The sequence below is a fragment of the Georgenia sp. Z2081 genome (genome assembly GCF_055326445.1).
In genome coordinates, this window is record NZ_JBUZNK010000001.1 from 245,689 (window position 1) to 258,283 (window position 12,595).

Annotated in this window: 9 protein-coding genes; 8 read left to right on the forward strand and 1 reads right to left on the reverse strand. The window is 73.4% G+C overall.

What is annotated here, in order from left to right:
* The first annotated feature begins 9 nt into the window (after positions 1–9).
* The 5 genes from ACZLKG_RS01220 (at position 10) to ACZLKG_RS01240 (ending at position 8,340) form a co-directional block, all read left to right on the forward strand.
* Positions 10–1,569, forward strand: a complete 1,560-nt coding sequence (locus tag ACZLKG_RS01220; protein ID WP_463647641.1) for a DEAD/DEAH box helicase — start codon at positions 10–12, stop codon at positions 1,567–1,569.
* A 347-nt stretch (positions 1,570–1,916) separates the two neighbouring features.
* On the forward strand, positions 1,917–3,338 hold the full coding sequence (locus ACZLKG_RS01225) for a hypothetical protein (protein ID WP_463647642.1): 1,422 nt from the start codon (positions 1,917–1,919) through the stop codon (positions 3,336–3,338).
* A gap of 197 nt (positions 3,339–3,535) precedes the next feature.
* Positions 3,536–6,220: an alpha-amylase family glycosyl hydrolase gene (locus ACZLKG_RS01230; protein ID WP_463647643.1), complete on the forward strand. Its 2,685-nt coding sequence runs from the start codon at positions 3,536–3,538 to the stop codon at positions 6,218–6,220.
* Between the two features lie 108 nt (positions 6,221–6,328).
* A complete protein-coding gene (locus tag ACZLKG_RS01235; RefSeq protein WP_425707382.1) occupies positions 6,329–6,892 on the forward strand; it encodes an L-2-amino-thiazoline-4-carboxylic acid hydrolase in 564 nt (187 codons plus the stop codon).
* Positions 6,889–8,340, forward strand: coding sequence for a Zn-dependent hydrolase (locus tag ACZLKG_RS01240; protein WP_425707383.1), 1,452 nt, complete (start codon positions 6,889–6,891; stop codon positions 8,338–8,340). Before ACZLKG_RS01235 ends, ACZLKG_RS01240 begins: the two co-directional genes overlap by 4 nt.
* A 124-nt stretch (positions 8,341–8,464) precedes the next feature.
* On the opposite strand, the gene ACZLKG_RS01245 is transcribed toward ACZLKG_RS01240, so the two are convergent.
* Positions 8,465–8,857 carry an ectoine synthase gene (locus ACZLKG_RS01245; protein WP_463647644.1) on the reverse strand — a complete coding sequence of 131 codons (393 nt, stop codon included), beginning with the start codon at positions 8,855–8,857 and terminating at the stop codon, positions 8,465–8,467.
* Positions 8,858–9,099: 242 nt separating this feature from the next.
* On the opposite strand from ACZLKG_RS01245, the gene ACZLKG_RS01250 reads away from it, so the two are divergent.
* From ACZLKG_RS01250 to ACZLKG_RS01260, 3 genes are all read left to right on the forward strand, one after another.
* The gene (locus ACZLKG_RS01250) at positions 9,100–10,515 is read left to right on the forward strand and encodes an Nramp family divalent metal transporter (protein ID WP_463647645.1); all 1,416 of its coding nucleotides are present in this window, start codon (positions 9,100–9,102) and stop codon (positions 10,513–10,515) included.
* A 31-nt stretch (positions 10,516–10,546) separates the two neighbouring features.
* Positions 10,547–11,182: an HdeD family acid-resistance protein gene (locus tag ACZLKG_RS01255; RefSeq protein WP_463647646.1), complete on the forward strand. Its 636-nt coding sequence runs from the start codon at positions 10,547–10,549 to the stop codon at positions 11,180–11,182.
* Positions 11,183–11,332: 150 nt separating this feature from the next.
* The gene (locus tag ACZLKG_RS01260; protein ID WP_463647647.1) at positions 11,333–12,559 is read left to right on the forward strand and encodes an MFS transporter; all 1,227 of its coding nucleotides are present in this window, start codon (positions 11,333–11,335) and stop codon (positions 12,557–12,559) included.
* The last annotated feature ends 36 nt before the right edge of the window (positions 12,560–12,595 follow it).

Consider the following 12,595-nt stretch of genomic DNA (forward strand, 5'->3'; position numbering starts at 1 on the left):
CACCCCGCCATGACGACTGCCTTCGCACGCCTCGGCGTGCCCCCGACGCTGCTCCCCGTGCTCGAGCGCGCCGGGATCACCACCCCCACCCCGATCCAGTCCGCCACGCTGGCCGACTCCTTCGCCGGCCGCGACGTGCTCGGCCGCGGCCGCACCGGCTCGGGCAAGACCTACGCGTTCTGCCTCCCGCTCGTCGGGCGGCTCGCGGCCGCGGAGCGCCCGCGGCGCACGTCCGGAGGCCGGCCCCGGGCGCTGATCCTCGCCCCGACCCGCGAGCTCGTCCTGCAGATCACCGAGACCCTCGACCCGCTGGCGCGCGCCGCGGGCCTGACGACGCGCACCGTGTTCGGCGGCGTCGGCCAGAACCCGCAGGTCACCGCGCTGCGCTCCGGCGTCGACATCCTCGTCGCGTGCCCGGGCCGCCTGCTCGACCTCATGGGTCAGGGCGAGGCGCGGCTCGACGGCATCGAGATCGTCGTCCTCGACGAGGCCGACCACATGGCCGACATGGGCTTCCTGCCGATGGTCCGCCGCATCCTCGACACCGTCCCGCGGGCGGCCCAGCACCAGCTGTTCTCCGCCACGCTCGACGCCGGGGTCGACGTCGTCGTGAAGAAGTACCTCGCCGACCCGGTCGTGCACGAGGCCGACTCCGCGACCGCGCCGCCGCCGACCTCCGCGCACCACGTGCTGCAGGTCCGCGACGACGAGCGGATCGACGTGGTCGCCGAGCTCGCCGGCAAGGCCGAGCGCGCCATCGTGTTCACCCGCACGAAGCACGGGGCCAAGCGGCTGACCAAGCAGCTCGGCTCGCGCGGCCACCAGGCGGTCGAGCTCCACGGCAACCTCGGGCAGGGCGCCCGGCAGCGCAACCTCGAGGCGTTCCACTCGGGCTCGGCGCCCACGCTGGTTGCGACCGACATCGCGGCGCGCGGCATCCACGTCGACGACGTCGCGCTCGTCGTGCACGCCGACCCGCCGACCGAGCACAAGGCCTACCTGCACCGGTCCGGGCGGACCGCGCGCGCCGGCGCCTCCGGCACGGTCGTCACGCTGTCGACCGACGCCCAGACGTCCGACGTGCGCACCCTCATGCGCGCCGCCGGCATCCGACCGACGCTGCACCGCGTCCGCCCCGGGGACGGCGTGCTCGCCGACATCGCCGACGGCACCGCGAAGGAGAACCCGGTCGCGGCGGAGCCCGCAGCCGGTGGGCGCGGCCCCGGCGGCGGACGCCCGCAGGGCAGGGGCCAGGGGCCCGGCCGGGTCCAGGGTGGCCAGGCCGGCGCGACGTCGGAGTCCGGATCGCGTCGTCGCCGCGGGGGGCGTGGCCGCGGTCGAGGCGGGTCCGGCCAGGCCGGCCAGGGTGGTCGACCGCAGGGCGCGCCGCGGTCGCGCCAGGCCCGCTCCGGCGGGGCCGACCAGGGCGGCCGCGCTCCCCAGGGCGGTCACGCGGGTCAGGGCGGTCACGCGGGTCAGGCCCGCCGGCCCGAGCAGGCCGGCCAGCACGAACGGTCCGCGCGTCGCGGACCGCGTCGCGCGACGCGACCTGCGGGCGGCCGCGGCTGAGCTGCCCGCCTCCCCGGGGTCGCTGAGCCGCCGGCACGGCGCTTCGGCGTCGTCGGCCGGACGAGAGCCGGTCCCGCACGGCCGGCGGGGCCAGGGCCGTTGTGCCGGGGGCCGGCCGGTGGTTTGATACCGCCACCATCATCTCCGTGCCGACGCTCCACCCCCGGGAGCGTCGTCCGGGCCTCGCGCCCCTCCGGGCCGTCGCCACGCCGCCCGCGGCGTGGCGCGCCGGCCCAGCCAGTGCCCCTGCATCCTCGCGTCGATGGTGACGCCACTCCTTCCTCCTCAGCTCGTCGTGCTGCCGGCGACGGCGCCGACGGGTCCCCCCGCCCGCAAGGAGATGCACCATGCGTATCCAAGACCAGCCGCGCCGCCGGGAGGTGACCGGGGTCGGAGTGCTCGCCACCCTGGCACTGTCCGTCGTCGCGGTCCCCGCCCTGTCGCTGCCCGCCGCGGCCGCCCCGGACGCCTCCGACCTCGTCATCGACGAGATCTACTCCGTCGGCGGCATATCGGGGGCCGACTGGGACTCGCAGTACCGCGAGAACTACGTCGAGATCTACAACCCGACGGCCGGCACGATCGACCTGTCCGGCTACGACCTCGCGTTCTACGCGTGGGTCGCCGGCGAGCCCTACGCCGTCGTCGACCTCGCGGGCGCCCTGCCGTCAGGCGGCACCCTGCTGGTCCTCGTGGCCGGTGACGCGGCAGCAGCCGGGGAGTCGCTCGTCGACCTGACCGACATGCACCGCCCGGACATCACCATCGCCCAGACCGACGGCGTCGTCGGCCTGTTCACCGACGGCGCGCCCGTCACGATCCCCGCCTCCCAGCTCGACCACGCGATCGTCGCCACCGGCGACCTCGACGGGCGCCTCGTCGACCTCGTCGGGTACGGCAGGGCCTGGGCGTACGAAGCCCTGCCCGTCAACCTCACGGTCGGGCTGGACGAGTCCATCCGGCGGACGGCGGCCGTCGACACGGACGACAACCGCGCGGACTTCCACTACGCGGCCCCGGACCCGACGCCGTCGACGACCGTGGAGAATCCGCCCCCTCCGCCCCCGCCGCCCCCGCCGCCCCCGCCGCCCGGGCCGGGCGTCACCTTCTACCTCACCGACGACTGGGGTCCGACCGCGGACCACGTGTTCACCTACGGCCGGAGCACCGACGAGGCCCTCGTGGGGGACTGGGACGGTGACGGCGCCGACACGCTCGCGGTGCGTCGCGGGAACGAGTACTTCTTCTCGTCCGCGCTCGGCGGTCCGGCGACCTCGGTCCAGAGCTACGGCCGCACGACCGACACCGTCCTCGTGGGGGACTGGGACGGCGACGGGATCGACACGCTCGCCGTGCGACGGGGCCAGTTCTACTACCTCGTCGACGACCTCACCTCGAGCGTCGCGGACCACGTGCTCACCTATGGGCGAGCCACCGACGAGGTGCTCGTGGGTGACTGGGACGGCGACGGTGCCGACACCTTCACCGTCCGGCGTGGACGCGACTTCTACATCTCCAACTCGTTGACCGCGACCGCGGCGGAGTCGGTCCTCCCGTACGGGCGGCCGGACGACCGGGTGGTGGCCGGCGACTGGGACGGCGACGGCGGTGACTCGTTCGCCATCCGTCGGGGTGCGGAGTACTTCGTGTCGAACTCGCTGAGGGCGACGGTCGCGGACCTGGCCGTGCACTACGGCCGGGCCGGCGACGAGGTGCTCGTCGGCGACTGGGACGGCGACGGGACCGACAGCCTCGGCGTCCGGCGCTGACCCGTCCGGCGCCGAGGCGCCCAGCGCCCGGACGAGATCAGGGGAAGTGCGCGAGGTCGGCGGAAACAACCCTCTACGTCGTGCAGCTTCCCCTGATCTCGTGGGGTGACACAGCGGGACGCTCTGCTCTCGTGCTTCGGCACCCGGCATGAGGGCGTTGCCGGGCACGCGACCACCGTTCCGGTCACAATGGACGCATGGCACGAACCGACGGGCTCTCCGACGGCGTGGGCAAGGCCCTCGTCGCAGTGGTGGCCGCTGCCGGCGCGGGCGTGGTCACGGTCGTCTCGGCCCGCAGGCTGCGTTCGCTGACCAACCTCCGGGCCAGGCGACCGCGAGGACCGCGCGTCCTCGACCCCGTCCCGGAGCGCGCCCAGATCGGTGCCGGCCCGAGCGCGGGCCCGGACGTCGAGCAGGAGGTACCCGTGGCCGGAACGACGACCGACGAGCAGCCGGGGTCGCCCGGCGACGACACCCCCGCCACGATCCAGCCCGTCGACGAGGACCGGTGGGCCACCGCCACCTACCCGCTCGGCGCCTACGCCGATGCCGGCAGCGACTCCGGCACCAGCACCCCGGGCAGCGACTCCGGTACCAGCACCCCGGGCACCAGCGCCACGACCTTCGCGGTCCACGCACCGGCGGCCACCCGCGTGCTGCTCGAGATCTACCCGTCGGCCACCGGCACCGACGCCTCCGTCGAGGTCGACACCCACCGCGGGCACGACGGCATCTGGCGCGCCCGCGTCGAGGGCGCCGGCCACGGCACCCTGTACGGCTATCGCGTCTGGGGGCCAGGCTTCGAGCCCCACGAGGACTGGTCCCGCGGCGGCTCGGCGGCAGGCTTCTCCGCGGACCACGACGAGGTCGGCAACCGCTTCAACCCGAACAAGGTCCTCCTGGACCCCTACGCCCGCGAGATCACGCACAACCTCTCCTCCTCGCTCATCGAGGCCGAGGGCGGGACCCCCGAGGACTTCGCCGGCGGCCCGGACACCCACGCGCAGCACGGCAGGCCCCGACGCGAGGTCGACACGGGACGGATCGCGCCGAAGGGGATCGTCGTCGTCGACGAGACGTCCTTCGGGACGCACCCGCACCTGCCGTCCGAGGGGACGAGCATCTACGAGGGGCACACGCACGCGATGACCGCGCACCCGTCGGTGACCACGCTCGGCGACGACCTCGCCGGGCGCCGTGGTTTCTCCGGCGTGCGCAACGTCGACGACGAGGCGCGCGGCACGTACAAGGGGGTCGGGCAGCTCGCGCCGTACCTCAAGGGTCTCGGCCTCACCACCCTCGAGCTCCTCCCGGTGCAGGCCACGGACACGACCGCCCGCCCGGGCGACGACGGCACGTCGAACTACTGGGGCTACATGACGCTGGCGTTCTTCGCGCCGAACCGCGACCTGGCCTGCGACACGAGCCCCGGCGGCCCCACCCGGGAGTTCAAGGAGATGGCCCGCGCCCTGCACGAGCAGGGGATCGAGCTGTACATCGACGTCGTCTACAACCACACGGGCGAGGGCGGCAGCTGGGGTGGCGACCCCGCCACGTCGGCCTTCGTCTCCCTCGGCGGGTTCGCGACGGCGGAGTACTACGTCCAGACAGACGACCACGTTCTCGTCGACGGCGCGACCGGCACCGGCAACCAGGTGAACTTCTCCTCGGAGGCCTCGCAGCGGCTCGTGCTCGACTCGCTGGCCTACTGGACGGACGTCATGGGCGTCGACGGGTTCCGGTTCGACCTGGCACCGGTGCTGGGGCGCGCGCCCGAGGACTCGGCCCGCGAGGACTGGGAGGGGCAGAAGGAGTTCTACCCCCTGCACCCGCTGCTCACCTCGATCCGCGACCTCGCGGCCGACCGCCGGATCGAGGTGATCGCCGAGGCGTGGGACCTGTGGGGCTACGAGGTCGGCAACTTCCCCGCCGGCTGGGGCGAGTGGAACGGCCGGTTCCGGGACGCGGTGCGCGACTTCCTGCGCGGCGAGGGCTCGACGATGGCGTTCGTCGAGCAGGTCAACGGCGACTGGCCGCACTTCCACGACCAGGGCGGCCCCGCGCGCTCGATCAACTTCGTCACGGCGCACGACGGCTTCACCATGCTCGACCTCGTCTCCTACAACGACAAGGTCAACGACGGCGAACCGCCGTTCGGTCCGTCCGACGGCGGTTCCGACGACAACAGGTCGTGGGACTCCGGCGGCGACCAGGCGCTGCGGCGGGCCCGGCTGCGCTCGTTCCTCACGGTGCTGTTCCTCGCGCGCGGCGTGCCGATGATCGTGGCCGGCGACGAGCTCGGACGCACCCAGAACGGCAACAACAACCCCTGGTCGCTCAACTCGGTGGGCATGTGGACGAACTACGGTTTCGCCACCTCCAACCGCCCGACGCAGCTGCCGGTCGACCCGACCGGCCAGGTCGAGGCCGCCTATCACGACAACGTGGGCGAGGCGGCGACGCCCGAGGGCACCAGCCCGTTCCTGCCGTTCGCGCAGGCGCTCGCCCACCTGCGTCGTGTGGAGCCCGCGCTCCGGCAGCGCGAGTGGGGCGGCGTCCACCTCGACGACGGCGACGTCAGCTACCTCTTCGGCTCCCCTGATGCGTCGCGCGGCACCCAGGCGGGCGACCGTGCGGTGCGTGTGCACATCGACGGTTCACCGGTCGGCGGCCACGACTACCTCATGTGCGTCAACATGACGACCGACGTGGTCGACTTCGCCCTCGGCCAGGAGCACGACGGCCTGCGCTGGCACCGGGTGGTCGATACCGCGCCGTGGGCGGAGGAGCAGGGCAACGTGTGGCCCACCGCGGTGGCGGAGGTCGTCGAGGGCGACTACGCCGTGCAGCCGTGGACGGTGGCGGTCCTCCAGCTCGCCTGACCGTCCCACCCCTGGCGAGTGAGCGGACTTCTGCCCCCGAAACGGCCAGTGAGCGCGCCCCACGATCGACGACTGTTGCGCGTGGGCCGGGTGGCGGACACTGGATCCATGACCACCCCGACGAGCGACGACGACCTCCCCATCCTCACGCGCCGGCGGATCGAGGCGGCGATCCTCGCTCCCGTGCACCGGATCCTCGTCCGCGAGCTGGGCGAGGAGCGGGCCAGGGAGATCCTCACCGAGGCGATCCGCGAGGACGCCCGCGCCCAGGGCGCCCGCCTCGCGCAGCGCGAGCCGGGCGGCTCGAACCTGCGGACGTTCATCGACCTCCAGGACCTGTGGAAGGCCGACGACGCCCTGCAGACGGAGACCCTGGAGGCCACCGAGGAGGTCTACTCCTACGACGTCCACCGCTGCCGGTACGCCGAGACTTACCACGAGATGGGTCTGGGGGACATCGGCGAGCTGCTGTCCTGCACGCGGGACTTCGAGTTCCCCTTCGGCTACGACCCGAGCATCACCCTGGAGCGGACGCAGACGATCATGTCCGGCGCCTCCCACTGCGACTTCCGCTACCGCAGGCCCGCCGGCGCCCCGAACGCCCACACCGGAGCCGCGCACCAGGACTCCGGCGAGGTCGCCCACGTGGCCGCCGAGGAGCGGGACCGGTGAACGCCCCCGACGGCGGGGCTCACCCGGGGAGAGCGGCGTCCCCCGACGGCGGCCCTCACCCGGGGAAGGCGGCGTCTCCCGACGGCGGTGCTCGCCCGGGCGACGACACGTCGCCCCACCGCGAGGTGATGATCGACGGCGAGCGCCTGTGGGCCGACCTCGAGCGCGTGAGCACGTTCGGGGCGACCCCCGCCGGCGGTCTCCACCGGCTCGCTGCAGGTCCCGACGACGCCGATGCCCGCGCCTGGCTCCGCGAGCGCGCGTCCGAGGCCGGAGCCGGCGCGCGCGTGGACCGGGTGGGCAACATGTTCCTCCGACGCCCCGGCGGTGGGAGCGACGTCGGCGCGACCACGGGACGCGACCCCACCGCGGGGACCGGGCCCGCAGCGGGACGTGACGTGGCGGACCCCCGAGCGATCCTCGTCGGTTCCCACCTGGACTCGCAGCCGTCCGCGGGGCGGTACGACGGGGTGTACGGCGTCGTCGCGGGTCTGGCCGTCCTCGACGCGCTCGAGCGGGCCGGCCACGTGACGCGGCACCCGGTCGAGCTCGTCGACTGGACGAACGAGGAGGGCGCCCGGTTCGCGCCGATGATGGGTGGCAGCTCGGTGTACGCGGGGCGTCTCGACGCGGGCGCGGCGCTGGCGTCCCGTTCACGCGACGGTCTGGACGTGCCCGGCGCGCCCGAGGGGCAGACGCTGGCGGAGGCGCTCGCCGTCACGGGCTGGGCGGGGTCCGACGTCGTGACCCCGGACGAGCACGCCGCCTACCTCGAGGCGCACATCGAGCAGGGCCCGCTCCTCGAGGCCGAGGGGCTCAGGGTCGCGACGGTCACCGGCGTGCAGGCGATGTGCTGGCTGGAGGTCGAGCTCACCGGCTCGCCGGCGCACGCCGGGACGTTCCCCATGGAGTCCCGCAGGGACGCGCTCGTGGCCGCGGCGCAGGTCGTCACCGACGTCCACCGGATCGGCCTCGCCCGTCCCGGGGTGGGGCGGGCGACGGTGGGGCGCCTCGTCGTCGGACCGGGGTCTCCGAACGTGGTGCCCGGCAGCGCGTCGCTGACAGTGGAGCTCCGCCACCCGGACCGGACCGAGCTGGAGGCGATGGTCGCCGAGGTGCGGGAGGCGGTCGACCGGGCCACCCGCGGCGGCGTCGTCGCCGAGGTCCGCGAGATCTCCCGGGCGGAGCCCGTCACGTTCGACCCGCTCGTCACCGGAGCGGTGGCGCGTGCGGCGGCAGAGCTCGGTCACCCGCCGCGCGAGCTGGTGTCCGGCGCGGGGCACGACGCGGTGCAGGTCGCCTCGCGGGTGCCGACCGGGATGCTGTTCATCCCGTGCGTCGGGGGCGTGTCGCACGCGGAGGAGGAGGCGATCACGCCGGAGTGGGCGCTTGTGGGCGCCGAGGTGCTGCTGCGCGTGGTCCTCGACCTCGACGCCCGCCTCCCCTGACGAGCGCGGGGATATTTCGGCACGAGTGAGGGGACGTGTCGACCGACATGCGGAGATCCGCCCGGGTCGGAGCGAAAGTCCCCTCACTCGTCGCGAAGGTTCCCCTCACTCGTCGGCCGTGGGGTCAGTCCGTCGTCGCGGCGTACGAGGAGAAGCCGCCGTCGACGAGCTCGTGCGCCTCGTCGCCGTTGATCGGCGGGTTGAAGATCGACACGAGGATGAGGTCCTCGTCCTCGCCGCCCTGGAGGTAGTGGGCGTCGTGCTCGTCGAGCACGTAGATGACGCCGGGCGTGATCTCGTACCGCGTCTGGCGGTCCTCGCTGACGACGTACCCCTTGCCGCCGATGCAGTAGCAGGCCTCGAGGTGGTTCCGGTACTGCAGCGCCGCCTCGGTGCCCTTGCGGACGACCGTGTGCGCCACGGCGAAGCCCATGCCGTCCTTCTTCGTCAGGACCCGCTGGCTCGTGCCCTGGCCCCACTCGACCTTGGGCACCTCGTCGATCGACCGGATGAACATGCAGACCTCCTCGTGTCGGTGGGCGCCCGCTCCTGCCGCACGGTCCACGGACAGTCCGGGGCGCCCCATCGATACTAGGTCCGTCCGGATCCGGCGGCAGCACCCGCCGTCCGAGGACCGGGACACGCCGCGGGGTGTCATGACAGTGTGGTGCCCGGGGCATAGGGTCTCGCGCATACCGACCGATCGTCGCCGACGGCCGCGGGCCGTACCCGGTGACGCAGTCTCGTGAGGAGCCCCCCATGTCCACCGACGACGGAACGCACGCAGGCGGAGCCCACGCCGCCGGTGCCGGCGGGCCCGGCGGGCCCGCCGGAAAGCCTGCGCCGAGTCCCCACGGCTCCGGATCCCACGCCGCCCGTCCGGAGGGCTCGGCCTCGGAGCCGCTGACCGCCGGCGAGGCCGCCACCCAGTCGCCCGGCGCTTCGGTGTCCGGCCGCCGTGCCGGTTCGAGGTTCGGTCCCGGCCTCATCATCGCGGCATCGTTCATCGGTCCCGGCACGATCACCACGTCGATCGTCACGGGCGCCGACTACGGGCACGCGCTGGCCTGGACGATCGTCTTCTCCATCGTCGCGACGATCATCCTCCAGGAGATGACGGCCCGGCTCGGCCTGGGCACCCGGCGCGGCCTCGGCGAGGCGATGCGCGAGGTCTTCCACTCCCCGGTGGCCCGCCTGCTCATGGCGGTCCTCGTCGTCGCCGCGATCGGCATCGGCGGGGCCTCCTACGCGGGCGGCGACACCTCGGGCACGGCCCTCGCCGTGACGAACGTCGTCGACGTCGACACGCGCATCGTCGTCGTCGTCCTCATCGCCCTGATCTTCGCCCTGCTGTGGACCGGGAGCTACAAGCTCATCGAGAAGGTGCTGATGGCGATGGTGGCGGTCCTCGTCGTCATCTTCGTCGTCACCGCGGTCATCGTGAGGCCGAACCTCGGCGACCTCCTCGGGGGCATGTTCGTCCCCTCGATCCCGCCGGGCGCGATCCTCACGGCGATCGCGCTCATCGGCACCACCGTGGTGCCCTACAACCTTTTCCTGCAGGCCCAGCTCGTCAAGGAGAACTGGGGCCAGGTCCCGGTCGACCGGGCGATGAAGGAGGCGCGGACCGACACGGCCGTCTCGATCGGCATCGGCGGCCTCATCACGCTCGCCGTCATGGTCACCGCCGTCGGGTCGATGTTCGTGCGCGGCATCGCCGCCGAGGAGGGCACGGACCTCGCCGAGGCGCTGACCCCGCTGCTCGGCGACGCCGCTCCGTGGGTGTTCGCGCTCGGCCTCTTCGCCGCCGGCTTCACCTCGGCGATCGCCGGCCCGCTCGGTGCCGCCTACGCGATCACCGGCGTGCTCGGGCTCTCGAGCGACCTTCGCTCGACACCGGCGCGCATCGTCTGGGTCGCGATCCTCGTCGTCGGCGGGGCCATCGCCCTCACCGGGTTCAACCCGATCCAGATCATCGTCATCGCCCAGGCCGCGAACGGGCTGCTGCTGCCGATCGTCGCGATCTTCCTCATGATCGTCATGAACAACCGCAAGCTCATGGGCAAGTACCGCAACGGCCCCGTGGCCAACGTGCTGGGCTGGCTCATCGTCGCCGTCGTCGTGTTCCTCGCCGGCTACCAGTTCGCCGACATCTTCGGCCTGCTGCCCCAGTGACCCCGGGCCCGGAAGGGTGTTGACTGGCGCCGTGGTGGACCGACGCGACCCCGTCCGGCAGATCTTCCGGACCTCGTGGCTCACCACGGCGGGCCGTGGGATCGCCGCGGTCGCCGTGGGCGTCGCCGTCATCCTGTGGCCGGGCACGATGATCGACGCCGTCATCCAGCTCTTCTCGATCTTCCTGCTCGTCGACGGGCTGCTCAACGTCCTGGGTGGCGTCGGGCTCGGGGTCGACGCCAGGAACCAGGAGCCGGACCGGCCCACGCAGAAGATCCTCACGATCGTGCTCGGCGTCGTCGAGATCGCCGCGGGCATCTTCGGGCTCGTCCGGCCTGGCAACGTCGCCACGCTGATGATCACCGTCATCGGCGTGTGGGCGATCGTCATGGGGCTGTGGGAGCTCATCACGGCCCTCCGCGCCCGCAGGTACGTCCACGGTGTGCGGCCCCTCGTCGTCGCCGGCACGTTCTTCGTGGTCGTGGGGGCGTTCGTGGTCTGGCGCCCCTGGGTCTCCCTCGACGTCGTCGCCTGGACCGTCGCGATCGCCGCGCTCCTCTGGGGGGTCATGCAGATCGTCGTCGCCCTCTCCGTGCGGCGCTGGATCAGGAACATCGACGACCGCCTCGAGGTGGACCGCGAGCCGCCCCGCATGCTCGGGGGCTGACGGGAACGAGCGCTCCGTCACAACCGGCATAACGGGACCTGGCGCGCTGTTGCACGGCGGGTGACCACCCCCGGTCACGCGGCCCCGACCGCAGGCGCGTCACGAGCGCGCCGCGGGTCCCGGCCGTCCCGACTCCCGGAGCACCAGTCGATGCCGAGCACCGCACGCCGCAACCTCGCCCTCTTCACGCTCGCCCTGGGGGGCTTCGGCATCGGGACGACCGAGTTCGTCACCATGGGCCTGCTCCCGCAGATCGCCGAGGAGCTCGTCCCCGGGTTCGGGTCCGACCCGACGGGCGGGATCGCGCAGGCCGGCTGGTTCGTCACGGCCTACGCGCTGGGCGTCGTGGTGGGCGCCCCGGTCACGGCGGTGATCACGGCACGCCTCTCGCAGCGCCGTCTCGTGCTCATCCTCGCGGCCGCGCTCGCCCTGGCGAACCTGGCCAGCGCCCTGATGCCGGACTTCGCCCTCACCGCGCTCGCCCGGTTCGTCGCGGGCCTCCCGCACGGCGCGTACTTCGGCGTGGCCTCGTTGCTCGCCGCGCGCCTCATGGGGCCGGGCCGCCAGGGTGCGGGCGTCGCCATCGCCCTGTCCGGCCTCACCGTGGCGAACGTCGTGGGCGTCCCGCTGGGGACCTGGCTGGGCCAGGAGGCCGGTTGGCGCTGGGCCTACGCGGCCGTCGCCGCCATCTTCGTGGTCACCCTCGTGCTCGCGCTGCGCACGATCCCGGCCGTCCCCGGCAATCCCGACCGCCACCCGATGAAGGAGCTATCCGCGTTCCGCAACCCGCGGCTGTGGCTCATGCTCGCCGTCGGCGCGATCGGCTTCGGAGGCTTCTTCGCCGTGTACTCCTACATCGCCGAGGTGGCGACGCGGACGGCGGGGCTGTCCGAGCCCGTCGTGCCGTGGGTGCTCGCCACGCTCGGCGTCGGCATGGTGATCGGGAACGTGCTCGGCGGCTGGGCCAGCGACCGGGACCTGGCCCGGACCGTGATCATCGGTTTCACGAGCATGTCGACGGCGATGGCGCTCTACGCCCTCCTCGGCGGCAGCGGGCTGCTGCTGTTCCCGCTCGTGTTCGCCATCGGCATCACCTCCTCCTCGCTCATCCCCTCGATCCAGGCGCGCATCATCGACATCGCCGGGGAGGCAGAGCTGCTCGGCGCCGCGCTCAACCACGCCGCCTTCAACGTCGGCAACTCCCTGGGCGCCTGGCTCGGCGGCCTCGTCATCGCCGGTGGCCTCGGCTACCTCGCGCCCGGCTGGGTCGGCGTCGCGCTCGCCCTCGCCGGTGGCGTCCTCGCGCTGGTGAGCATCCGCCTGGACCGGAGCGGCCCGGGGGCGACCGAGCCGGAGGCGCAGGCCGTCCGGGCCTGACGAGCGCCTGGGCGCACGGGCGCCCGTGCGCCCGAC

What these genes read in the sequence shown, in the direction of transcription:
- ACZLKG_RS01220 (WP_463647641.1), top strand. Translation starts at nt 10, where the DNA reads ATGACGACTGCCTTCGCACGCCTCGGCGTGCCCCCGACGCTGCTCCCC.
- ACZLKG_RS01225 (WP_463647642.1), top strand. Translation starts at nt 1,917, where the DNA reads ATGCGTATCCAAGACCAGCCGCGCCGCCGGGAGGTGACCGGGGTCGGA.
- ACZLKG_RS01230 (WP_463647643.1), top strand. Translation starts at nt 3,536, where the DNA reads ATGGCACGAACCGACGGGCTCTCCGACGGCGTGGGCAAGGCCCTCGTC.
- ACZLKG_RS01235 (WP_425707382.1), top strand. Translation starts at nt 6,329, where the DNA reads ATGACCACCCCGACGAGCGACGACGACCTCCCCATCCTCACGCGCCGG.
- ACZLKG_RS01245 (WP_463647644.1), bottom strand. Translation starts at nt 8,857, where the DNA reads ATGTTCATCCGGTCGATCGACGAGGTGCCCAAGGTCGAGTGGGGCCAG.
- ACZLKG_RS01250 (WP_463647645.1), top strand. Translation starts at nt 9,100, where the DNA reads ATGTCCACCGACGACGGAACGCACGCAGGCGGAGCCCACGCCGCCGGT.
- ACZLKG_RS01260 (WP_463647647.1), top strand. Translation starts at nt 11,333, where the DNA reads ATGCCGAGCACCGCACGCCGCAACCTCGCCCTCTTCACGCTCGCCCTG.